The following is a 22,388-nucleotide window of genomic DNA, read 5'->3' as shown; positions in this document are numbered from 1 at the left end:
TTTCTTACCGCATTACATACAGAAAATACTTATTCATTAATGTGTTACATAAAGCATTTGTTATACATCAACCTAAAACTATGCAAAAAACCTATATTCATCACATTTTTAGTCACATTTTTGACACATCTAAGTACTCGTCTTATCAATGAGACTCCTTTTGCCTTAGACTCGGTGTCCGTTGTACATGTCATTTTTGATGGAGTTCATCTTGAAAGGGTTACCAACTAAAACACTTTTCTGCTCTTTAGTGCTCGCAGGATCCGTGTCTGCACAGACACTTGAACAAGCTGTGTCATTGACTCTTGCTGCAAACCCTGAATTGAAAAGTGCGTTTAACCAATATAAAAGTCGCTTATCTGATTCAAATGCTTCTTCTGGGGCATATTTACCTAAAATCGACCTCGATGCTGGTATTGGATACGAAGGTATAAATCCCGCCTCGTCTACTGGTAATCCTGATACAGATATGACTCGTAAAGATGCAGCCCTCACTCTTAATCAACTTATTTGGGATGGCTCATCAACATTAAATGATATGGATCGTACAGCTGCTGAAGCAGAATCAGACCGCTACCAACTTCTTGCTGATGCTTCTAATAAAGCACTAGAAGTCACTGATGTTTATCTTGAAGCGACCAAAGCTTACGAAATTCTCGTACTTTCAGAAAAAAACCTGGCAACGCATAAAGAAATCTATCGTGATATAAAAAAACGTGCTGATTCTGGTGTAGGGTCTATCGCCGATGTAACTCAAGTTGAAGCTCGCATCGCTAAAGCAATGGGTAACTTACTTGCGGCACAAAACAATTTGTACGATACGCATACTCAATTTCGCCGTTTAGTTGGTCAAGAGCCTTTAGGTTTAACCTTTCCTCGAGCGGACAGTACTGCAATTCCTTACACTATTGATGACGCTCTGAAAAAAGCATTCGATGAACATCCAGTCATTAAAGTGGCGCAAACAGATGTAGACGCAGCTCGTTTTCAATATAAACAGTCAAAAGCGCCCTACTATCCAACTATTTCGTTGGAAGCATCTCAACGTTGGTATGACGATGCGGGAGGTAAGGAAGGCAGTGGTGATGAACTCAGTGCAATGGTGAGATTACGCTATAACATTTTCAATGGTGGTAGCGATAGTGACCAATCCGAAAGCGCCGCTTATCAACTCAATAAAGCAAAAGATTTACGTGAAAATACATTCCGTGCCGTAGAGGAAGGCTTACGTTTGTCATGGAGCGCTCTCGATCTGACGCTGCAGCAAAAAGAATTTTTAGCTGACCATGTGGATTCAACTTCCCAAACCGTTGCTTCATATCGCAAACAGTATCTGATTGGTCAACGTACGCTTCTTGACTTACTCAATACAGAAAATGAACTGTTTGAAGCCCGTAAAGACTATTTGGATGCGAAATACGCTGAGCAATATGCAAAGTATCGCGTTATGAACGCTACAGGTAATTTACTAGATGCATTGCGAGTTGATGTCGCTCCGGAATGGACAGAGAAGGTGAAATACTAAGATGAAAGGCACATTTGTTATTCTTACAGCGACCTTAAGCGCTGCGATGTTCGCTTATGCTGAAGAAAATGTAGCTAGCGATGAATATGATTACATTGCTCTACCGCAGATCAATCAAGTCGCAGATCTTGAAGACGATGATAACGATGGAGTAATCAACGCTCGAGATCTTTGCCCAGATACCCCTTCACTATCGGAAATCGATAATGATGGATGTGGTACCTTTGTTAAAACGTCGAAGCTACAAAGCTTACACATCCTATTTGCTAATGATTCTAGTGATATTCCGCCGGTGTTTGTTAGTCAGATTCGTCAAATGGCGGAATTCCTAAACACCTACCCTTCGGCTTCTATCGAAATCAAAGGTCATGCAAGTAAAGTCGGTAGCCAAGAACATAATCTCAACTTATCTAAACGACGTTCTGAAGCAGTAGAAGCTCAATTACTACGCTACGGTGTTGAGCGCAACAGAGTGAGAATTGTTGGTTTCGGCGACACTGAACTTGCTTCTCATGGTGATACACAAGTTGCTCATGCACTAAATCGTCGAGTGACAGCGACGGTGGTTGGCTACAAAGGTGCAATCGTCAAAGAGTGGAGCATATTTACGGCACTGCCTAAATAAACCTACATATCAGTAAAGGCGGGCGATTAGCCGCCTTTTTATTGTGAGTTATCCAAATCTTAATGGGAAAAAATGCCTCAAAGTGCTACCCTTCGTGCATCATTCTTAATGAGAAAATAAAATGAGCAAATTAACAGCAGATGTTCAAGCTAACCTAGAACTTTTCATCAAAGAAACCCAAGAAAACCAACTGGTTTGGGGTTTGCGTAATGAAGAAGGTTGGTTATCTTGTGAATCAACAGAATTTGAAGAAAGCGAAGTAATGCCTTTCTGGTCTTCAAAAGAAGACGCTGAGCTGCACAATGTTGAAGAATGGGCAGACTTCGAAGTTCTAGAGATCCCACTGGATATTTTCGTTGAAGATTGGCTGATCACTCTTGATGAAGACGGCGTTCTTGTTGGCACTAACTGGAACCAAACTTTAGACGGAAAAGAACTTGAGCCTTCAGAACTGGCAAAAATGTATCTTTAAGTGAATTGGCATAGCCAATTCATGACCACTTAAACAAGACGCGATTAGCGTCTTGTTTTGTATTTGTAGTACGAGCTTTGGTACTATGACGACCTGTTTATTTTCAACTGGATTGAACCCATGCATTTATCTAAGCTGACACAAGAAATTTACGATCATCTATACCGCGACATCAACGAATTCCGTAGCACTTTTGACTTACCAGTAGCGGACCCAGCAAGCTTAGATGCAAAAGCAGATACCCTTCATACCTCATTAGCCATCGAAGAACTAACCGAACTGGCTGAAGCAGACAGCAAAACTGAACAAGCGGATGCGATTGTGGACAGTGTGTATGTACTTATGGGTCGCCTCGTGCACCTTGGTCATCGCAATATCAATGACAACATCGCCATCAGCTACTTGATCGACCTACTACTGAATGTTGCGGTCAATCGTGGTATTGATTTCCTTCCTTGTTGGGATGAGGTTCATAGCTCGAACATGAGCAAAGTTTGTCGCAACGAAAAAGAATATGGCGATACAGAAGCGTTCTACGCTGAGCAAGGTATTAAACTAATGGCGGTACAAAAAGGCGATTATCTCATCGCGAAATGTGCAGAAGACTTCGTGTCTGAAAGCAAAACTATTCGTCAAGGTAAAGTCCTAAAGTCCGTTTATTACCGTCCAGCAAACCTAGAAGCTCTAACTCAATAGTTCTTAACTGCTTTTTGAATGTCAGCTGCCTTTAGGCTCGCGGAATCGCAGATAAAAAAAGGCCACCTTGGGAGCAAGGTGGCTAATGAGACTATAAAAAGCCTAACAAGAACGAGAATGTATCACTCTTATTAATGCTAATAGTGTGCCAACTTTTAAATAAACAATAACTCATTGATATTTAAAGAAATTAATCTTTCACTCTTAATATAAACAATAAGTTAGTACACAAGACCTTTTGAAACCTGACCCAGATTTGTGCTCAATGCACCAAAACTAATCGAAAACTAAATATGGTTTGCCATCAAGAGAGACACATCTCACAGAAGTGTTAAACACATTACGTAAATTATCTTCACTTAAGACTTCTGTCGGCTCACCGATACTCTGTACGACACCTTGCTCAAGCAGCAATACTTTGTTTGCGTTCTGCAAGCTTCGGTTCAAATCGTGGTTCGCCATAACAACAGCCAATCCCTCATGCGCCATTTTCGCAATCAATTGATAAAGCATCCCTTCTTGGGCGATATCTAATGGTGCACCCGGTTCATCAAGAATAAGTAGCTGAGAATAAGGATTGATAGCTGGCCAAACTTGCAGGCAGCTACCTGCGAGTCGAACTCGTTGCCATTCTCCACCAGACAACTGATGAATTGAGCGGTGAAGCTTATCGTCAATCTTCAATATATGAGTAAACAGCTTCACCGCTTCTTTAACTTTTGAGTCATGCAATAAGCTATTAGTAGGGAGAGATAACGCGAGGTATTGGAAGACATCGAGATTAAAAGCGGGCTTCTCACTCTGAGATAGGTAAGCTCTGCGCAAAGCCAACTCACTCAAAGAGTTTTTCTTGATATCAAAATCGCCGAGTAAAACATCTCCTGCACAGTCAATCACTCCCGCTAATGCAGAGAGAAGCGTGCTTTTACCACTGCCATTAGGACCAACAACATGAAGTATTTCTCCTGCTTGGCATTGGAATGACAAAGGCAGTAAACGCTCTTTAACGTGCAGGCTATTAACGCGAATCATGATTTCTTACCAGCATCCAAATAAAAATGGGTGCGCCAATAGTGGTAGTGACAACGCCTAATGGTAGCTCAGCAGAATCCAGAGCCAAGCGCGCAACAATATCGGCCAGTACCATCAGAAGAGCACCGCTGACAGCACTCAGAGGCAATAGCATGCGGTTTTCAGAGCCTAGGGCTAAACGCAGTAGATGGGGTACCACCAAGCCAACAAAGCCTATCACGCCTCCTAGGGCAACCGCAGCGCCCACTAAAACGGATACGGCGATGATCAGTTTCCAGCGAATGCTGACTACATCTACACCTAGCTGTTTTGCATGGGTTTCTCCAAGCATCAGTTTATCCAATACGGATCCCTGATAAAGCAACCATCCCATGACAGGCAATGCGATAAGAGTAAGAGTGTGTTGATACCAACTAGCACCGCCAATACTCCCCATAAGCCAATACATAAGTTGACGTAAGCTCAGTTCATCACTGAAATAAAATGCCCATGTGACGACGGAACCAGACAAGATACCCAACGCAACACCCACCAAAAGCAGTCGGGTTGTTGTAAGCCTCATTGCGTTGGCGATAAACACCAGCAATAAAGTAAAGATCAGAGCCCCTATAATTGCAGAAATCATAAAAGCTTCAGGGCTAGCAATAGCTGGGAAGAAGAACAGCAGGATAACCATCGCAACGCTTGCACCGCCAGAGATACCAATAATCCCCGGCTCTGCCAACACATTACCAAGTAACACTTGAAGAGTTGCACCGGAAACCGCTAGTGCAGCGCCAATCATCATGGCTGCGAAAAGCCTTGGCAAACGTAAATCAAACACCAAACGAGTTTCGAGTGCATCAAATGAACTGAAAGGCGAGATAAAGATTTCACCAACCATCAGATAGACCACGCTGGCTAATGCTAACAATGCGAGCAAAAGATAGCCTGCTCGTATCCAGCGCCGCTGCTTAAGCAGCATGAGTTGACTAAAATCCATAGACGTTCATGTAAAAATAACGGTTCAAAAAAGAATGGCTTAACCTTACCGTTAAGCCATTCAAATATAAAGCTTCAATATAGAAGACCAGCAATAAACCTGTTAATCGTATACCGCTTGACCGTCTTCATAACGAATTTTTACTTTACACACCATAAGTGCAGCCCGTTCGCCCACCGCGGCATATCGATTCGGAAACACAATCGCTTCCTCTTCATTCTTCGCCATCAGTGGTTTATCGCCATCATGACCAAAAACTTCGCCATGCATAAAGCTCGTAAAGTTGGAGATATTATCGTCAAACAAGAAATCAAAGTCGTCATGAATACGAACAATCGTTCGGCTCACGCGGTACATCGTAGCCTTTCTAGGCAAATGCTCAGATTGGCTTCTGGAAACCAAATCACGTAGCGACAAATCAAATGCCGTTAGGCACTGTAAATCGTTAGAGCCGATTTCAGCGACACGACCGAGTTCAATCATCATGGCTTGTGCAGCGTAGGTTTCCGCACTGTACCAACTAAAAGTACTTGCTGGCGCATTAGAGAACATCACTGCATCAATGTGACCATTCTCGACAAAATCCAATAGCTCTTTACTGCGCACTGGATGACGCGATTTAGGGCTGACCGCAAATGAATAATGTTTTGAATCACGAAAAGCGCAATGCAGATCTAAATGCCAGCGAGACTTTACATCGCTCTCAGCATAGAAATCCTTAATCACCAGTTTAAGGTTATCTGCTATGGCTAGTTCTTTGCTTTCTTCGTGGGCTTTTTCGTCAAACAGATGATTCAAATCTTCATCCAATGAACGTTTATGCAGCTTGGTTGCTTCAGGATTCGCGATGATGAATAAACATCTTTCGTTTACCGTCTGGAAGCCACTCAAAATATCATTCACGAGTTTATCGATAAGCTCCATTGGAGCCGTTTCGTCGCCATGAATACCACAAGAAATAACGATGTTTTTGGTATCGTCGTCGTGTTTAGCTGGCACAACTTCTAAAATACCGCGTTGAAGCAATTTGAGAGTGACGCCTGCCGGTGTAGTCACCGCTGTACACTTTACGGATTGTTCAAGATCTAGACTGTCGAAGAGAAAAGATTGGCGAAATAGAGACTTCGTCATGCGCTACTCCTTTATTGCACAGCGGTATGTTAAAGAATTGAGCAAACAATTTATGTTGAAGCGATCTCACTTATTGAGCTGAACTTCAATATAAAATGAAATATGCCTGCTGTACTTTTATAACCTGTTCGACTATTAACTGAATGACATTGAAGGCGAATTCTATCCTAACTGTTATTGAGACTCTATACCCTATCAGTTCCAATTCGTTGAAACGCTTGTCTTAAATCTCAATTTTGGATTTTCTTTTATCACACACCGCAGTTTACAACTCTGAGTTTGGTCCCTTTAGTACTTTTGCTAAACCAGCGGCGACGAAAATCACCTCAGAAGAGATCTCTCCAATCCATTGATTCATCAAACCTGCATGTTCAATAAATAGGCGCGATACCTCACCTTCAGGTGTTAGCCCCATGCCGACTTCATTGGATACCAACGTAATATCTGCCCGACTCTGTTTTAACACATCAATAAGATGCTTGATTACTGGGGCTAATTGTTTCGAATCGCGCATTTGACCATGATTGTAAATCACGTTATTCAACCAAAGTGTCAGGCAGTCCACCAGCACTACATCATCACTAGATAACTGCTCAAGAGTTTTCGCCAATTCGTAAGGGCATTCATGTTCAATCCAGCCATTTCCGCGCTGATTTTGGTGATGTTGTATTCGGGTCTCCATCTCCTCATCAAATGCGATCGCTGTCGCTACGTAGTGCAACGCTTTTGTACTATCAAAACGCACTTTGCTCTTTGCTAATTGCTCAGCAAAACTGGATTTTCCGCTTCTTGCCCCACCAAGTATCAAGCGTACTGTCACCACTCAGCTCCTAAAACGGGTAAACCATTTTGCGCAAAAACTACAACCACAAGATAGATCATCAATTCCATGAGCTGTTGTGCAGCCCCCAGACAGTCACCGGTAAACCCTCCAAGTCGGCAGATCAACCAACGTCTGAATAGCTGACGAAAAACAACCGCTAAAGCAATAAGAGCCAGAGTCAAATAACCATCTAACAACACGCAAGGCGCTAAACCAGTGATGACAACCACAGCCAATTCGTTGTAGCTCTGTTTATGAGCTAACGGTTTACTTTTGCTAGTATCACTGTCGGACACATAGGGCGTATTGAAGATGAAGGACGACGCGACAGCGCGGCTTAACGTGTAGCCCACCAACCAAATGGGGATAAGGGAAATAATGTCGCTGGCCGCAACCAGCAACACATATTTACCCAACAGAGCCATTATTAACGCGGCCGAACCATAAGTGCCGATCCGGCTATCTTTCATGATGCTTAAACGACGCTCTACCGTCATTCCTCCACCTACACCATCCGCCATATCGGCAAGTCCATCTTCATGGAAGGCTCCCGTCAGCATCAAGCTCAGCACCATGGTCAAAAAAATGCTGATTTCAGGTGTCAAAAGCAGATCAACTAAAGCATAAAAACCAGCGCAAATTGCCCCAAGAAGTATTCCAACCAGCGCAAAATATCGGCCAGACTGATTCATCCTTTCACTGCTATAAGGCAAATTGGCGGGCACAGGAATTCGAGAAAAGAAACTGAGCGCCAAAAGAAACAGTTCAAACTGATATTTGAGTCTGGTCAGCATTACACTGTCACTCCTGCCTCAGCAAAACTCGCCATGTTGTTGTAAAACTCGGCTGCCGCCTTAATGAGTGGAACCGCAAGAACCGCGCCTGTACCTTCACCGAGTCTCAAATGTAGGTTCAACAGAGGCGTTGCTTCTAATAAGTTCAGTACCTTTTTATGCCCCGATTCGTCAGAACAGTGCGCAAATATCATATAGTCTCGACACTTTGGTTCAATAAGCGTGGCAACATAAGCGGCGACCGTGACAATAAACCCATCAACGAGCACAGGTGTACGCTTACGATAAGCACCTAAAAATGCGCCTACCATTTGAACGATCTCGTATCCACCAACCTCGGCAAGCACCTCTTTCACGCCCTTGCCTTTAGAGCGTTCTACGCCTTTCGCGACCAGTTGATACTTTTTCTCAAGCTGCTGATCAGAAATACCCGTGCCTTTACCAACACACTCTTCAACAGGCAAATCAGACAAGCTGGCTAACAGAGCGGCAGCACTTGAAGTATTAGCAATGCCCATCTCACCGAACATCACTAAGTTGCTGCCAGCATCAATCACACTTTCAACCAGTGACTGACCGTGATCTAATCCTTGCTCAACTTGCTCTAACGACATAGCTGGCTGGTTAGCAAAATTCTCGGTGCGAACACCTAAACGTTGAACAATAAAATCAGGATGCTGCGCATCCACTGGCAACAATATCCCTGTATCAATGACTTTCATTGCCACATTATTCGCTCGGCAGAAACAATTGATAGCAGCACCACCCGCCAAAAAGTTCAGTACCATCTGTTGTGTTACAGCGCTAGGAGCAATACTGACCCCTTCATCCGCAATGCCATGGTCACCGGCAAATACCAATACCGTTGGCTGTTGAATCGCAATATGTTCAACCGCTTGTTGCTGCCCCTGACTTTGAATTAACGCCAGTTGATGAGCAACTTGCTCTAATTGCCCTAAAGCACCTAGTGGTTTGGTTTTTTGATTAATACGGTGCCAAATTGCATCGTTAAACGATAGATCTAACATTATTGATTCCTTGAACAATGCTTAAATTTCAAAAGAGATGACGCAGTCTACTCACAAAATCCATCCGACGCCAAACCTACAAAGCGCCAATAAATGAAATACTTGTATATTGTCGAGTAATTAGCTTAATTTCACAGCATGACATTAAACAACTGGGAAGCAACGATGAAAGACGCCCCTTTTACAGCAACAAACAAACCCGTTCTCATTATCGCGGGAGCATCAGGTTTAGTCGGTTCATCTTGTCTAGACATTGCTTTAAATGAGCACGCACTTGAACATATTTTTACCTTGAGCAGAAAGCCACTTGCGCCAGAGTCTCTCTCAACAGCAAATGGTAAGTTAACCCAGCTTATAGATGCAGAACTGAACATAAAACATTGGGAAAACTCAAACAGTCGCCCAACATTGGGGATCATCGCACTGGGCACGACGTTAAAACTGGCTGGTTCAAAGCAAGGATTGGAAAAAATCGATTTCGAACTCGTTTGTCATGTCGCTCAGCAAATGAAATTGCTCGGAGTTGAAAGGTTAGCGGTTGTTTCTAGTTACGGCGCGCATCCAAGATCTCGCTCCCACTATTTACGCTGCAAAGGTCGAATGGAAGAAACCATTCGTCAAATCGGCTTTTCACATGTCACATTCGTCAGGCCGGGCCCTTTAGTAGGCCAGAGAACAATCACTCGCCCAGATGAGGTTCTGCTACAAAAATTTATGAGCGTCGGCAGATACCTGTTGTTTGGAAAACTGAGAAATCTCGTCCCAATAAGTGCAGAAGCTGTAGCAAGAAGCATGCTTTACAGCTTATTCGATACAGATTCAAAGCATGTGACCGTGCTCGATAGCATCGCCATGCGACACATGCTGGAAAAGTACGGTTAAGATCAGACCATAACTTGCCCAATAGTTAGCCAGACGATGAGATAAGTTACTGAACAAACGGTTGCGACACGCCATGGTGATTGCTTAGTCGTATGGGGGATGTTCTAATACCTGTAAATCTTTCAGCGATTTGGTAATCACACATGCAGCAGGAAAACTCGCCAGCTTACTTCTTCTTCGATTATGAAACTTGGGGCACTAACCCAGCGAAAGATCGTCCTAGTCAGTTTGCTGGCGTACGTACCGATATGGATTTTAATATTATCGGTGAACCATTAGTTATCTACTGCCAACTACCTAGCGATTATTTACCTGCACCAGAGGCAGCGCTAATAACGGGTATCACGCCACAAAAGGCGATGGCTCAAGGTCTACCAGAGCCAGAGTTCATTGCTCGTATTCATCACGAACTTTCTCAGCCTAATACCACCAGCCTTGGTTACAACAGCATTCGCTTCGATGACGAAGTCACGCGTTATACTTGCTATCGCAACTTTTTCGATCCGTATTCTTGGAGCTGGCAGAACGGCAATTCACGTTGGGACTTACTCGATGTGATGCGTGCTTGCCATGCCCTTCGTCCTGAAGGCATTGTTTGGCCTGAAAACGAAGAAGGATTTACCAGCTTCAAACTTGAACATCTGTCAAAAGCCAATGGTATTGAACACGAAAATGCGCATGATGCGATGGCTGACGTGATCGCCACTATCGAACTGGCTAAGAAAGTCAAAGCCGCACAACCAAAGCTATTTGATTATTTCTTTACTATGCGCCATAAGCGCAAACTCAATGAGTTGGTGGATATCGTCAATATGACACCACTAATGCATGTCTCCGGAATGTTAGGCAGAGAATGCCAATACACCAGTTGGATTGTTCCTATTGCTTGGCATCCAACCAATCAAAATGCTGTGATTGTGGCTGACTTAGCCAAAGATCCTCAGCCATTACTAGAGCTTTCCAGTGAAGAATTGCATACGCGTCTTTATACCAAACGTGATGAACTCGCTCCGGACGAACTGCCTGTCCCTGTCAAATTGGTTCATCTCAACAAGTGCCCTATTCTTGCACCTGCAAAAACGCTTACCGCCGAAAATGCAGACAAAATAGGCATCAATCGCGAACAGTGTTTAGCGAACTTAGCACTGATTCGCCAGCATCCAGAGATCAGAGAAAAGCTAGTTTCTCTGTTTTCGATTGAGCGTGAATATGAACAGAGCGCCGATGTAGATACGCAGTTGTACGACGGTTTCTTCTCTCCGGCGGATAAAGCGTCGATGGAAATTATCCGCGGTACACCACCAGAAAATTTGGCAGCACTGGATATCACTTTTGCGGACAAGAGAATTGAACCTTTATTATTCCGTTATCGTGCCCGTCACTTCCCATGGACACTGGATGAAAATGAACAGCGTCGCTGGGCGAATCACTGCCGTGATTTTTATGAGTCGCGAATTGAAGATTACATGCTCAATTTAGAAAACTTAGTTCATGAGCATGAGAGTGACGAAAAGAAAATTGCTATTTTAAAATCCGTCTATCAATACGTCTCAAAACTCGTTTCCTAGAGGCTAACCCCTAGGTTTTTCTATACATATAAATGGCAACAACGTTTCATGGCTCAAACCGCACTTAAATACCTGGTATCAATGGGAATGATATTTCTCTGTTTGCTGGCAGGTAATAATCTTCAATCTTGGTTAGGTATTTCTATTCCTGGCAGCATTATTGGTATGTTGATCCTGTTTGGACTCATGTCGAGCGGACTCCTACCTTCTTCTTGGGTGAAACCAAGTGCGAGCTTATTCATTCGCTATATGGTTCTGCTTTTCATCCCGACCAGTGTCGGTCTAATGGTGCACTTCGACATATTGGTAAACAACATCTGGTCTATCTTAGCTAGCGCCATCGGTGGCACTACGTTAGTGCTTGTGATCCTAGCCTTCTCTCTTGATCGCATTTTGAAAAAAGGAGGCAAATGATGTGGTTGCTAGTCACTATAGCGGTGTTCTTTGTTTCTAGATGGATCGCTCGCAAACTGAATTCACCGTTTGCCAATCCACTGTTGATAAGCATTGGTATTATTATACCTGTGCTCATGTTGCTAAAAGTCCCCTACGAGACTTACGAGCTAGACAACCTATGGGTGAACTATATGCTTCAGCCTGCCGTCGTTGCTTTAGCTTACCCTTTGTATGAACAGCTTCCTCAGATTCGTGCAAATTGGAAAATCATCATGCTTGCCTGTGGTGTGGGAAGCGTGCTTTCTATGCTGACAACAGGGATCATTGCCGCATTAATGAATGTTGATATCGCTTTAATTGCAGCACTCATGGGTAAATCTGTCACCACACCGATAGCGATGGAAGTCGCAAACAATTTAGGTGGAGAACCGGCAATTGCAGCCATCATGGTACTGCTGGTCGGTGTATTTGGCGCCATTGTGGCGTACCCAATTTATAACTTACTGAATATCACGCATCCTATTGCTCGAGGATTAACCATGGGTAATGTCTCCCACGCCCTCGGCACAGCGACTTGTGCAGAAAAAGATCAGAAAGACGCGGCTTTTAGTTCGCTCGCTCTGGTCGTCTGTGGTGTCATAACCTCAGTTCTAGCGCCTAGCTTATTTGCTTTTGTACTTTGGTTTGTTCACTAACTCATTGTCATCTCTATCTAATTTAGGCTTAGACTGTATTTCCTATAGAGTCTGAGCCAAATTCTTCCTTACCTAGCCTCTCATGTGTGACATCACTCTAATTATGTAAACATGTAATACGTTGCATCTAATAATGAGATTTTGATCGCAGTAAATCTAGTGTATTCCCCTAAACTAAAGCTCAATGTATTAATTAGGAATATCTATGAAAGGCCGTATTGAACAGGCATTAGCAGACATGCAACGACCGATGGCGGAGTTTTTATCGCCAATCGTATTAGCTGATGATTTTGACGCTACTCTATCTCCTGACCAATTTAAGCAACTACTTTCCGTTACAGGAATGAGTGACGCAGACCTTCGTATTGAATTACTGCCTCTTGCGGCAGCATATGCTTACGTACCTATTTCGAAATTTTATGTTGGAGCTCTAGCTCGTGGATTGTCTGGCCGCATCTATTTCGGCGGCAACATGGAATTCTCAAAAGTTCAGATGGGACAAACCATTCACGCAGAACAAGCAGCTATCAGCCATGCTTGGATGAAGGGTGAGGAAGGTATCAGTGATATCACTGTGAACTACAGTCCTTGCGGTCACTGTCGTCAATTCATGAACGAACTTACCACCTCTAAAAGCTTGATGATTCAGTTACCAAAACGTGATGCCAACTCTCTGCAATACTACTTACCGGAATCCTTTGGTCCTGCCGATCTAGGTATCACGCAAGTCCTGATGCACAAAAACGATCACGGTTACAACGGAGAAGACTTGGAGCCACTGATGCAATCGGCCGTAGCGGCACTCAACAGCAGCTATGCCCCTTACTCTGAAAACTTAAGTGGTGTGGCATTGAAATCATCGTCCGGTAAAACTTATTTGGGTGCATATGCTGAAAACGCGGCGTTTAACCCAAGCTTACCGCCACTTCAAGTCGCTTTAATTCAGATGAGAATGGCTGGCGAATCTTTCGACAACATTGAAGCGGCCACTCTGGCTGAGCTTGAGAAAGGTAGCGTAAGCCACTTTGTCGATACTCAAGCAACGCTTGCATCACTGAGTTCATCTTTGCCACTAAGCTACATCGCACTTTAACAGTGGCTTAGTCATGTAAAAGCCAGACTCTTGTCTGGCTTTTTTGTTGTCAGCGACTTTTTCTGCTCACCTGCTTTTTCTAATCACCTATTTCGCAAATTTTTCTAAAGCTTGGTGTTTATCCATAGGTTTGAAGAAGTAATAACCCTGAATTTCATCCACGTTCCAGACATTGAGCTTACGAAGCTGTGAAGCCGTTTCAACCCCTTCAGCCACGGTTGTCATACCGAGCTCCTGCGACATGTGAATGATGTTCCTGACTAAGGTTTTTGCTTTGTCGTTGACATCCAAATTATCAATATAAGACTTATCAAGCTTGATGATATCAAGCGGGAAGTTACACAGTGAACTGAATGACGAGTAGCCTGTACCAAAGTCGTCGAGCGCCAGTTGAACACCCAAAGATTTGATCGCTTCCATACGTTCAACGATCTCATCTTCAGCACCCAACAAAATACTTTCTGTTAGCTCCAGTACCAGTTGCCCCGGCAACAGTTGGTATTTCTCTATCAGATTGACCAAGGTTTCCACCAAGCTCTTATGGTGGAAATGAGGGGTCGACAAATTGACATGAATACTCATTCTGTTTTGCGAAGAACTGGTGCTCTTTTGCTGCATATCCCTGATAAACTCGCACGCCTGCTCTAGGATCACTTCACCGAGCTCAACAATTAATCGGCGTTGCTCCGCCAGCGGGACAAACAGCCCAGGAGAGACCATTCCTAATGTTGGATGACGCCATCTAGCCAGCGCTTCGAAACCGACAACCTGTCCAGTACTTGCGTGAACAATAGGTTGATAGTGCGCAACAATTTCGCCACTTTTTAGCGCTTTCATAATGTCGCGATTCAAAGCGAGTGACTCTTGTGATCTTTTAATCAGACTCTCATCAACCGTCACAAGCTCCCTTTTGCCTGTAAATTTCATTTCTGTCAGGGCGTAAAGGCCGACATAGCTGAAATCTTCAAAGTTAGCAAAACTCGAAGAAGAACGAACAAACACCGCTTTTAAGCCAATATCGAACTCAAAACCAGAAACACTTATCTTTGATGAATAACTTTCTAGCAACCGGTTTGCCATTCTTTCCAGCTGTCGATAATCCTTTTCTACGCACCATACTAAGAATTCATTTTCACTGATACGCCCTGTGAACTCGTCACCAAATCGAATCAGCAAGTTATCAGCAAGGTGTTTTAAAACACTGTCATGAACCAGATGTCCGTAAACTTCATCGATTTCTTTAAGCCTTGACGCGTTGAAATAAACGATCGAGTAGTTCTGTTCTTGATCTGAACTTTGGAAAAAGCCCTTAATAAGATTAATAACAGTCGGACGATTCAATAATCCCGTTGCCGAATCTCGATGAGTGAGGGAGTCGATTAATACCGCTTGCTGTTTCTGCTCACTGATATCTTTTATCGACAACATAACCGCCATCTTGTCATCTTGCTCAAACTGAGTTGCTTCAATCACACAGTGAACGGTTTCGCCATAACTGTTGTTAAGTCCTGCTTCAAACTGACGTAAGCCCTGACTCAAATTGATGAATAACTGTTCAGCGCTGCAAATAGAATCACTACTGTGAGCACACAGCGTTTCTACATGCTGACCAACCAAATCACTACGCTGATAGCCAAGCAAATCTAACAATGCTTGGTTCACGTCAGCGATCATTTGATCGACCACAAGCACCATACCCAGTGTTTGACTGTGGTATAGCGCTTCGAATTTTTGCAGCGTATCTTTTAGTTTGCCTTCTGTTTTTGAGGAGTTGTTAGCCAAAAACTGTACTAAGGTCGTGATGCGTTCAAACTCATCCCGATGGCCTTCAAGGTTCACTTCATCGCTTGATATCAGGGCTTTTATGTCCTGTTCAAAGTAGCTGAATCGCTTACCTACGTTGTTCCTGAACAAAATGAAAATAACGATAGAAACCAGCGTTGTAACCACGCTAATAGCAAAGATGAGATAGTAAAAGACCGATTCACCTTTTTGATAGTAGGTACGCGACTCACGAGATTTTAAAGCAGCGATCTCTTCACCATAGATATCGCTTAACGATGTATAGTGGTAAAGCTCTGAATCTGTTCGAAAAACATCTATATCATCGTGCTCATCTATACCTTCTTCATGAATGTGTTCATCAAGATGCTTAATCTCATCAAGATCGGTAATGATTGAGTTCTGAGCCGTTAAGATGCCAACAAAGTCAGAAGGGAAACGGTCAGACAAATGCTGCCCCCACAACATCCATCCGGCAAATTCTGCCCCCACAACATCCATCCGGCAAATTCTGATTCGCTGGTTCCGTTACGCACGGGAGTAATACTAACCACCCAGATATCGTCACCCTCACGGATTAATCCATAAGTACCGCTTTTCCCGCTGTCGAGAACGCGTTTCATTTTATCGAGATGTTGAGCAATGCCCTTATCTTGTAGCAATGTTTGCGTGAATGCTTTGGCATCTTCAATATCCCGCCCAAGGCCTGCTACATACTCATGCCGACTATTAATGAATGACATGAAGTCGAGCCCTAATGAGTCAAGGCTATCCATATACAAGTTGCGTTCTTCAAAACCAGTATCAGACTGAGTGAGCAAATCATAAGTCTCACTCCAATATGCCCAGTCATGGGAAGCTTCTTCCTGCCTAACACTTAACGAATCAATAACAGCATAGGCTTGTGAGCTCGCCCTGTGGATCTCAATATTTTCTAGTTCATTCAGACTGTATAAAAAGAAATAACGGGTAAGAAAAAGACTGCTGAAAATGATGCTAGCCAGTCCAACTGCAAATAAAAATGCAGTTTTCGTGTGTAGCGTAACAAAGCGTAAGCGGGATGATTTATTCAAGGAGCGCATCAACTCTCAAATTATTATTTGCGATACAAATAACACATATCACATAAGAATTTAATGATATATGTCTAATTACAAAATGAAATAAATTATAAATCTCATCAATATTTGGAACCAATACCTCCTTTTGAGTATTAATTTGCTGTGTAAACCATCGTTTACATACTCCTATGCCGACCATTTAGCTTGTTCAACTCTGTACCGCCGTACTTTTCATCATTTATATACGAAGCGCACAGATTGACGTCTACGCCAATGACGATTGGTTAATAGACTGATAATTTGGACTTTCTTCGTGTCAAACACTCGTAAGGATACCTATGTTTGAACAAGTCGTTCGGATACTTTTCCCTGTAATGGCACTGGTCATTATTGGCTATCTCATTGGTCGTTGGCTCAAACCTGATTTCCGCCCGATTAACAGAATCAATATGGATGCCTTTGTTCCAGCATTAGTATTCTCTTCATTGTCCACCATGCCACTTAGCAGCTCAGAGCTTCCCCTGATTTATGCATCTTTAATATCCGTGCTCATTCCCGGCTTGCTTATGATTCCGATATGCAAACTTGGTGGTTGGAACTTTAAAGCATGGGCTCCACTGCATATGTTTAGAAACAGCGGTAACTTAGCCATCCCTCTCTTCACCTACGCATTCGGCCAGCAAGCTCTTTCTTCTGCGGTGCTGCTATTTGTTGTTTCTGCCTGTTTACACATCAGTATCGGGCTTGCAGTATTAAGTAAAGGAGGTTCATTTAAGCAGATCTTTACGGCTCCTGTGTTTATCGCTGCTACTGTTGCCATGTGCCTTAACTTGTCAGGAACTCATGTCTGGGAACCGCTATATGAAGCAACAAAGCTACTTGGTCAGGCTGCAGTGCCTGTGATGTTACTGTCATTAGGCGCACAGATGACCAATATGAAAATGGCTGGCTTCAAAGTGGGACTGATCTCTACCGCTCAATCACTGTTTACTGGTGCTATCGCATTTAGCTGTATTTACTACTTCATTCCTTTACCGCCCATGCAGTTAAAAATGATGGTGTTATTCACTATGCTTCCACCAGCAGTCATGAACTATCTGTTTGCGGAGCGATACAAGATTGAAGCAACCAACGTCGCCTCAATGGTGTTGTTTGGTAATTTCCTCAGTATTTTCACCCTGCCTCTGTTACTCATTTTTGCCTTCTCACTATAGAGAATGCGATATGTAAACTTAGGTCAACCAAAGTAAAACTAGATAAAGTCGATGTCCTAGCCGAAGCCGCAGAACTACAATTAAACCATAAGAAACACGTGGAATAATTGTCATGAAAAAAATCACGCTACTCATCATACTGTTATGGCTTCCATCCGTATGGCTTACATGGCAACCCGATGCCAATTACTTCTTCTGGCGTCATCAACTCACCATGCTTACAGGCGCACTTGGCTTTGCTTATATGGCAGTGGCAATGCTGCTGGCGATGCGTATTCCTAGTGTAGAAGAATATGTACATGGACTAGATAAAGGCTACGCCATTCATAAACAGATGGGCATTGGTGCGCTTGTCACTATGGTAATACATTGGGTATTAGTTAAATCAGCGAAATGGTTGGTCAGCCTAGAACTCATTGAAGGTCAACAGAAAAGGCAACGTCTAGGACAACTTGCTGAAGGTATTAATTGGACCCACTGGGCAAAAGTGGTTGGCGAATACACTTTTTATGTCTTTCTCGCGTTTGTCGCCATCAGTCTTATCCAAGCGATCAGTTATCGGAAATTCCGTTTTACACATAAACTAGGTGGCGCTATTTTCCTCGCAGGATCGTTTCATAGTGTGTTTTTGCTTGATTATCAATGGAGTTCAGCTGGCCTTAACTCGGTGATTTGGCTAGCCGCAATTGTAGGTTCTATCTGTGCGTTTGTTTCGTTAACAGGTTCAATTGGGCGTGCTCGCATAGTCAATGGTCAAGTGACTGCTATTCAACGCATTCATGATCAAGCAAGCCAATCTCGGGTGTTGCATGTAAAAATAAAGCTCAACGAAATGATGAAGTATCGTGCAGGACAGTTTGCTTATCTCAACTTCAATGATGGCGAATCTCCACACCCGTTTTCGGTGCTTAATTACGATTCCCACAACCAAGAGATAGAGTTCGCGATCAAAGATCTCGGTGACTACACTCATGCGCTCTATGACTCTTTGTCGGTGGGCAGAGCAGTTGCTGTCGAAGGTGGCTATGGTCGATTCCAAATACCAAAATCATCAAACCAAGTTTGGATTGGTGCTGGTATCGCTATCGTACCTTTCATAGCGTGGCTACACTATTTGGCTCACCTGCCTCATTCAACCAGCAGACACATCGACCTGTTCTACTGTCGGGACAATGATGACCAAACATACTTTGTTAAGTTGCTGGAAAAATTAGTGAGCAAACTACCCTATGTGAAACTGCATATCTATACCGCTAGCCACAACGAATTTCTGTGTGCTGACAGAGTCGCTCAACACATTGATTTGTCCCAAGCCAGTGTCAGTTTTTGTGGACCGATCAGTTTTGGTAACGCACTGAAAAATAGGCTTTTAGGTTTAGGACTTAGCAAGCAAAACTTTCATTCAGAGCGGTTTGTGATGCGATAAACTGCCTATCAGACGAAAGCAGCGCAAACGTTTGCTTTTGCGAGATATTCCAGTATGATGACGGCAGTTTTTAGTTACTACTACAAAATTAAAAAGGAATAACTATGTTTGGGACTGCTACACGTGATAATGCAACCCGTGTACTTTTACTTGGCTCTGGTGAACTCGGCAAAGAAGTAGCGATTGAATGTCAACGCTTAGGTCTGGAAGTAATTGCATGCGACCGCTATGCTGATGCCCCGGCAATGCAAGTCGCTCATCGCAGCCATGTTCTTAACATGCTTGATGGTGAAGCACTTCAAAAGATCATCGAACTAGAAAAGCCTGACTACGTAGTTCCTGAAATTGAAGCTATCGCAACTCAAAAGTTGGTTGAACTCGAAGCACAAGGCTTGAATGTAGTTCCGACAGCGAGAGCGGCTCGTCTTACCATGAACCGTGAAGGTATTCGTCGCCTCGCCGCTGAAGAACTTTCTCTGCCGACTTCTCCGTTTAAGTTTGCTGATAACTACGAGGATTTCGTTGCTGCGGTTAAACATGTGGGTATTCCATGTGTCTGTAAACCTGTCATGAGCTCTTCAGGCAAAGGCCAGAGCGTCATTAAAACGGAAGCAGACATTGAGACTGCGTGGAAATATTCGCAAGAAGGTGGTCGCACTGGCGCTGGTCGCGTTATCGTTGAAGGCTTCATCGATTTCGATTACGAAATTACTTTATTAACCGTACGCGCTGTAGACGGTGTTCACTTCTGTGCGCCAATAGGCCACCGTCAGGAAGATGGTGACTATCGTGAATCATGGCAGCCACAAGCGATGTCTGAAAACGCTCTTAAAGCAGCAGAATATGTGGCAGAGCAAATTGTTAATGCGCTCGGCGGATACGGTATCTTCGGTGTTGAACTGTTTGTCAAAGGTGACCACGTTATCTTTAACGAAGTCTCGCCTCGCCCGCACGACACCGGTTTAGTTACCTTGATGTCTCAAGATGCTTCTGAGTTTGCGCTACACGTTCGTGCATTTACTGGTATGCCTATTGGTCAAATTACCCAATATGGCCCATCGGCTTCAGTTGCGATTCTTGGCCAAGGTACGTCAACCAACATTCGCTTCGATGGTATTGGTGAAGCGCTGTCTGTACCTCAATCTCAAATCCGCCTGTTTGGCAAACCAGACATTGATGGTCGTCGTCGCTTAGGTGTTGCACTTGCTCGTGGTAAAGATACAACCGAAGCGGTAGACAAAGCATTAGAATGCGCGAAAGCCGTGAAGATTATTTACTAATCCAAACGCCTGAAGCCATCAACACCACTCTCGGTGAAGGCTAAGCGCTAAAAAATAACCCAGCATTGCTGGGTTATTTTTGTTTCAGGGTTCAGCTGTTGATCAACCAAACCTCTTCTGCAAATCGCGATAAACCTTTTTTGGCTCTTTTAGGATGCTGTGCATTGGCACTGTCCTGATGCAACCTTTCAACAGAGAACTCTGCAAACAATTGCTCTATTTCCTCTTGAGGAACACTGAAAGGAGGCCCAGCCATTTCGTGTTGTTCGTAATCCAATGTGACGAGCAGAATGCGTCCACCCGGATTTAACAACGACTTGAGTCGTTCTACATACTCTTTACGCATCTCTTCTGGCAGAGCAACAAGCGCAGCTCTATCGTAAACAATATCGTATGTCTCTACAGGTGCTGTGAAATAGTCGCCGGTATAAATTGATAGCTCATCAAACTGATATAACTCATGGTGCGCATTCAGTTGAATCACTAACGGAGTATAGAAATGCTCAGCAAAAAAAGAACGAACTGCAATAGAGCTTAGCTCTACGCCATGCACTTGATTATGCTTTGTCGCCAACCACACTAAGTCTTCACTTTTACCACATAAAGGAACAAAGATTTTTTCTTCTCTTTTTGGCTCTGTTCTGTGCCAGTGTTCTATCAATAACGGATTCACGTCATCAAGGTGGAAACCAATTTGATTGGACGCCCATTTGCTATGCCAGAATTCTGGATCTTTCATCAACGCTCTCTAAATGTGTTTGGTTTTATTCGGCCCATAAGGGTAACCATTTCTCATTCACAGAGATAGTCAAATCTCATTTCGCATAATCAGAAACATTCATTTACAACCGGGTAAGGAACTATAAGTGCTCATCAATGCTCTTACCTACACACGCTAAAAATGTGAACTGATAGACAATAACCATATTGAGTCGGCAAACTGCATTGAATTCAAAGCTTACAGCCCCATTTGATTATTACAGCTTCTTGAAATTTGCTATCTGAAAAACGCGCCCTTAAATGCCACTTTTGATTTTTCAGCACAAATCAAGGAGAGTGAATGAGCCAGTTCCTACGTACTGCGGCCCTAATGCTTCTAGTATTGAGCCGAGCACCGGCATTCGCGGCTGTGCCCCCTACCATGCCAGCAGAGGCACAAGGCGGTGAATTTGAAAATCAACTCACCTCTAAGCGCTTTAAACACAGCTTAAGCGGCTTGTATTCTATTGCCACTTCGAAAGAAGCCATATATCAACCCTATAACGACTTCGATATCCTCTACAGCAAGTCACACTATGCGCAGGCAGAACTCGAAACCTTATGTAAAAGTACCGCGCTATTAACATCCACCGAAGCCTACTTTGCAGGAGTGAAATCCGCCCACAGAGCCAAAGAAAAAGTGATGACCGAACTTGATGGTAATGCTGCACGAATCACTGATTTAGCGCGAGCAACCATTGTCGCGAACGATGTATCCAGCCTTATGGATGCCTATGAGTCACTGAGTAAAGAAGCCACCATTGTCAAAGTGAAGAATCGTTTTAAATCACCTGCCCCTTCTGGCTATCGTGATTTGAATATTCTGATCGAGTTACCTAAGACGGGTATTATTGCGGAAGTGCAGTTTCACTTAAAAGCGATTGCAGATGTGAAAAATGGTGCAGAACATAAGCTTTATGAACAAATCCAGCACATTGAGCGTGTAGCAAAACGCGAACAACGTCCACTAACCTCACTCGAAACAGCCAAGATTAAACGTATGCGTAGTGAATCGAAAAACCTCTACCAACAGGCTTGGCAGCCTTATATCACCACACATATTCAAGCAGCATAAAAACATCAACCACCGTCAGGGGTGGTTGAAACTTCATATAACACTTCAT

22 protein-coding genes are annotated in these 22,388 nt (G+C 43.5%); 13 read left to right on the top strand and 9 right to left on the bottom strand.

Going from position 1 to position 22,388, the window contains the following annotated elements; genetic code table 11:
- Window positions 1–211 precede the first annotated feature (211 nt).
- The 4 genes from P4S58_RS05650 (at window position 212) to P4S58_RS05635 (ending at window position 3,318) form a co-directional block, all read left to right on the top strand.
- On the top strand, window positions 212–1,525 hold the full coding sequence (locus P4S58_RS05650) for a TolC family outer membrane protein (protein WP_180980205.1): 1,314 nt from the start codon (window positions 212–214) through the stop codon (window positions 1,523–1,525).
- 1 nt (window position 1,526) lies between these two features.
- On the top strand, window positions 1,527–2,150 hold the full coding sequence (locus P4S58_RS05645) for an OmpA family protein (protein WP_443089007.1): 624 nt from the start codon (window positions 1,527–1,529) through the stop codon (window positions 2,148–2,150).
- A 121-nt stretch (window positions 2,151–2,271) separates the two neighbouring features.
- Entirely contained in the window at window positions 2,272–2,622 is a 351-nt protein-coding gene (locus tag P4S58_RS05640; protein ID WP_042488495.1) for a DUF2750 domain-containing protein, read from the top strand.
- Between the two features lie 120 nt (window positions 2,623–2,742).
- Window positions 2,743–3,318 (top strand): nucleoside triphosphate pyrophosphohydrolase family protein, encoded by a 576-nt coding sequence (locus tag P4S58_RS05635; RefSeq protein ID WP_042488492.1) that lies wholly within the window; start codon window positions 2,743–2,745, stop codon window positions 3,316–3,318.
- A gap of 276 nt (window positions 3,319–3,594) precedes the next feature.
- On the opposite strand, the gene btuD is transcribed toward P4S58_RS05635, so the two are convergent.
- From btuD to cobT, 6 genes are all read right to left on the bottom strand, one after another.
- Window positions 3,595–4,350, bottom strand: coding sequence for a vitamin B12 ABC transporter ATP-binding protein BtuD (btuD, locus tag P4S58_RS05630; RefSeq protein WP_337163122.1), 756 nt, complete (start codon window positions 4,348–4,350; stop codon window positions 3,595–3,597).
- The gene (btuC, locus tag P4S58_RS05625; protein WP_102987783.1) at window positions 4,337–5,332 is read right to left on the bottom strand and encodes a vitamin B12 ABC transporter permease BtuC; all 996 of its coding nucleotides are present in this window, start codon (window positions 5,330–5,332) and stop codon (window positions 4,337–4,339) included. Before btuC ends, btuD begins: the two co-directional genes overlap by 14 nt.
- Window positions 5,333–5,434: 102 nt before the next feature.
- Window positions 5,435–6,463 carry a succinylglutamate desuccinylase gene (locus P4S58_RS05620; RefSeq protein ID WP_337163121.1) on the bottom strand — a complete coding sequence of 343 codons (1,029 nt, stop codon included), beginning with the start codon at window positions 6,461–6,463 and terminating at the stop codon, window positions 5,435–5,437.
- A gap of 265 nt (window positions 6,464–6,728) precedes the next feature.
- A complete protein-coding gene (gene cobU / locus P4S58_RS05615) occupies window positions 6,729–7,283 on the bottom strand; it encodes a bifunctional adenosylcobinamide kinase/adenosylcobinamide-phosphate guanylyltransferase (RefSeq protein WP_337163120.1) in 555 nt (184 codons plus the stop codon).
- Window positions 7,280–8,080: an adenosylcobinamide-GDP ribazoletransferase gene (locus P4S58_RS05610; RefSeq protein WP_337163119.1), complete on the bottom strand. Its 801-nt coding sequence runs from the start codon at window positions 8,078–8,080 to the stop codon at window positions 7,280–7,282. The genes cobU and P4S58_RS05610 overlap by 4 nt, the downstream gene beginning before the upstream one ends.
- Window positions 8,080–9,108: a nicotinate-nucleotide--dimethylbenzimidazole phosphoribosyltransferase gene (gene cobT / locus P4S58_RS05605; RefSeq protein ID WP_337163118.1), complete on the bottom strand. Its 1,029-nt coding sequence runs from the start codon at window positions 9,106–9,108 to the stop codon at window positions 8,080–8,082. Before cobT ends, P4S58_RS05610 begins: the two co-directional genes overlap by 1 nt.
- Before the next feature lie 165 nt (window positions 9,109–9,273).
- Here cobT and P4S58_RS05600 point away from each other — a divergent pair, with 165 nt between their 5' ends.
- The 5 genes from P4S58_RS05600 (at window position 9,274) to cdd (ending at window position 13,742) form a co-directional block, all read left to right on the top strand.
- Window positions 9,274–9,990: an NAD(P)H-binding protein gene (locus P4S58_RS05600; RefSeq protein ID WP_337163117.1), complete on the top strand. Its 717-nt coding sequence runs from the start codon at window positions 9,274–9,276 to the stop codon at window positions 9,988–9,990.
- Window positions 9,991–10,133: 143 nt separating this feature from the next.
- Window positions 10,134–11,558 carry an exodeoxyribonuclease I gene (gene sbcB, locus P4S58_RS05595; RefSeq protein WP_337163116.1) on the top strand — a complete coding sequence of 475 codons (1,425 nt, stop codon included), beginning with the start codon at window positions 10,134–10,136 and terminating at the stop codon, window positions 11,556–11,558.
- A 48-nt stretch (window positions 11,559–11,606) separates the two neighbouring features.
- Window positions 11,607–11,972 carry a CidA/LrgA family protein gene (locus P4S58_RS05590; protein WP_042488464.1) on the top strand — a complete coding sequence of 122 codons (366 nt, stop codon included), beginning with the start codon at window positions 11,607–11,609 and terminating at the stop codon, window positions 11,970–11,972.
- Window positions 11,972–12,649 (top strand): LrgB family protein, encoded by a 678-nt coding sequence (locus tag P4S58_RS05585; RefSeq protein ID WP_269350564.1) that lies wholly within the window; start codon window positions 11,972–11,974, stop codon window positions 12,647–12,649. The genes P4S58_RS05590 and P4S58_RS05585 overlap by 1 nt, the downstream gene beginning before the upstream one ends.
- Before the next feature lie 205 nt (window positions 12,650–12,854).
- Complete coding sequence (cdd, locus tag P4S58_RS05580; protein WP_337163114.1) at window positions 12,855–13,742, top strand: cytidine deaminase; 888 nt, start codon at window positions 12,855–12,857, stop codon at window positions 13,740–13,742.
- An 87-nt stretch (window positions 13,743–13,829) separates the two neighbouring features.
- Here cdd and P4S58_RS05575 read toward each other — a convergent pair whose 3' ends face one another.
- Window positions 13,830–16,016, bottom strand: a complete 2,187-nt coding sequence (locus P4S58_RS05575; RefSeq protein ID WP_337163112.1) for a sensor domain-containing protein — start codon at window positions 16,014–16,016, stop codon at window positions 13,830–13,832.
- Entirely contained in the window at window positions 15,935–16,597 is a 663-nt protein-coding gene (locus P4S58_RS05570) for a CHASE4 domain-containing protein (RefSeq protein ID WP_337163110.1), read from the bottom strand. Before P4S58_RS05570 ends, P4S58_RS05575 begins: the two co-directional genes overlap by 82 nt.
- A gap of 326 nt (window positions 16,598–16,923) precedes the next feature.
- Here P4S58_RS05570 and P4S58_RS05565 point away from each other — a divergent pair, with 326 nt between their 5' ends.
- From P4S58_RS05565 to purT, 3 genes are all read left to right on the top strand, one after another.
- Window positions 16,924–17,799, top strand: a complete 876-nt coding sequence (locus tag P4S58_RS05565) for an AEC family transporter (RefSeq protein ID WP_102955645.1) — start codon at window positions 16,924–16,926, stop codon at window positions 17,797–17,799.
- Between the two features lie 112 nt (window positions 17,800–17,911).
- On the top strand, window positions 17,912–19,225 hold the full coding sequence (locus P4S58_RS05560) for a ferredoxin reductase family protein (protein WP_337163109.1): 1,314 nt from the start codon (window positions 17,912–17,914) through the stop codon (window positions 19,223–19,225).
- 104 nt (window positions 19,226–19,329) lie between these two features.
- A complete protein-coding gene (gene purT / locus P4S58_RS05555) occupies window positions 19,330–20,505 on the top strand; it encodes a formate-dependent phosphoribosylglycinamide formyltransferase (RefSeq protein WP_337163108.1) in 1,176 nt (391 codons plus the stop codon).
- A gap of 91 nt (window positions 20,506–20,596) precedes the next feature.
- Here purT and P4S58_RS05550 read toward each other — a convergent pair whose 3' ends face one another.
- On the bottom strand, window positions 20,597–21,244 hold the full coding sequence (locus P4S58_RS05550) for a thiopurine S-methyltransferase (protein WP_102969096.1): 648 nt from the start codon (window positions 21,242–21,244) through the stop codon (window positions 20,597–20,599).
- Window positions 21,245–21,565: 321 nt separating this feature from the next.
- On the opposite strand from P4S58_RS05550, the gene P4S58_RS05545 reads away from it, so the two are divergent.
- Window positions 21,566–22,339, top strand: coding sequence for a phosphoribosylglycinamide formyltransferase (locus P4S58_RS05545; protein ID WP_102964662.1), 774 nt, complete (start codon window positions 21,566–21,568; stop codon window positions 22,337–22,339).
- The last annotated feature ends 49 nt before the right edge of the window (window positions 22,340–22,388 follow it).

Source organism: Vibrio sp. Hal054 (assembly GCF_037162405.1).
Taxonomy (GTDB): Bacteria; Pseudomonadota; Gammaproteobacteria; order Enterobacterales; family Vibrionaceae; genus Vibrio; species Vibrio diazotrophicus.
Note: the sequence above shows the minus strand (reverse complement) of the source record. Positions and strands in the feature narration are given on the sequence as shown.

Bases quoted from the DNA above. Each gene is read 5' to 3' on its own strand.
- P4S58_RS05645 (WP_443089007.1), top strand. From the start codon at position 1,527: ATGAAAGGCACATTTGTTATTCTTACAGCGACCTTAAGCGCTGCGATG.
- P4S58_RS05640 (WP_042488495.1), top strand. From the start codon at position 2,272: ATGAGCAAATTAACAGCAGATGTTCAAGCTAACCTAGAACTTTTCATC.
- P4S58_RS05635 (WP_042488492.1), top strand. From the start codon at position 2,743: ATGCATTTATCTAAGCTGACACAAGAAATTTACGATCATCTATACCGC.
- btuD (WP_337163122.1), bottom strand. From the start codon at position 4,350: ATGATTCGCGTTAATAGCCTGCACGTTAAAGAGCGTTTACTGCCTTTG.
- btuC (WP_102987783.1), bottom strand. From the start codon at position 5,332: ATGGATTTTAGTCAACTCATGCTGCTTAAGCAGCGGCGCTGGATACGA.
- P4S58_RS05620 (WP_337163121.1), bottom strand. From the start codon at position 6,463: ATGACGAAGTCTCTATTTCGCCAATCTTTTCTCTTCGACAGTCTAGAT.
- P4S58_RS05610 (WP_337163119.1), bottom strand. From the start codon at position 8,080: ATGCTGACCAGACTCAAATATCAGTTTGAACTGTTTCTTTTGGCGCTC.
- cobT (WP_337163118.1), bottom strand. From the start codon at position 9,108: ATGTTAGATCTATCGTTTAACGATGCAATTTGGCACCGTATTAATCAA.
- P4S58_RS05600 (WP_337163117.1), top strand. From the start codon at position 9,274: ATGAAAGACGCCCCTTTTACAGCAACAAACAAACCCGTTCTCATTATC.
- sbcB (WP_337163116.1), top strand. From the start codon at position 10,134: ATGCAGCAGGAAAACTCGCCAGCTTACTTCTTCTTCGATTATGAAACT.
- P4S58_RS05590 (WP_042488464.1), top strand. From the start codon at position 11,607: ATGGCTCAAACCGCACTTAAATACCTGGTATCAATGGGAATGATATTT.
- P4S58_RS05585 (WP_269350564.1), top strand. From the start codon at position 11,972: ATGTGGTTGCTAGTCACTATAGCGGTGTTCTTTGTTTCTAGATGGATC.
- cdd (WP_337163114.1), top strand. From the start codon at position 12,855: ATGAAAGGCCGTATTGAACAGGCATTAGCAGACATGCAACGACCGATG.
- P4S58_RS05565 (WP_102955645.1), top strand. From the start codon at position 16,924: ATGTTTGAACAAGTCGTTCGGATACTTTTCCCTGTAATGGCACTGGTC.
- P4S58_RS05560 (WP_337163109.1), top strand. From the start codon at position 17,912: ATGAAAAAAATCACGCTACTCATCATACTGTTATGGCTTCCATCCGTA.
- purT (WP_337163108.1), top strand. From the start codon at position 19,330: ATGTTTGGGACTGCTACACGTGATAATGCAACCCGTGTACTTTTACTT.
- P4S58_RS05550 (WP_102969096.1), bottom strand. From the start codon at position 21,244: ATGAAAGATCCAGAATTCTGGCATAGCAAATGGGCGTCCAATCAAATT.
- P4S58_RS05545 (WP_102964662.1), top strand. From the start codon at position 21,566: ATGAGCCAGTTCCTACGTACTGCGGCCCTAATGCTTCTAGTATTGAGC.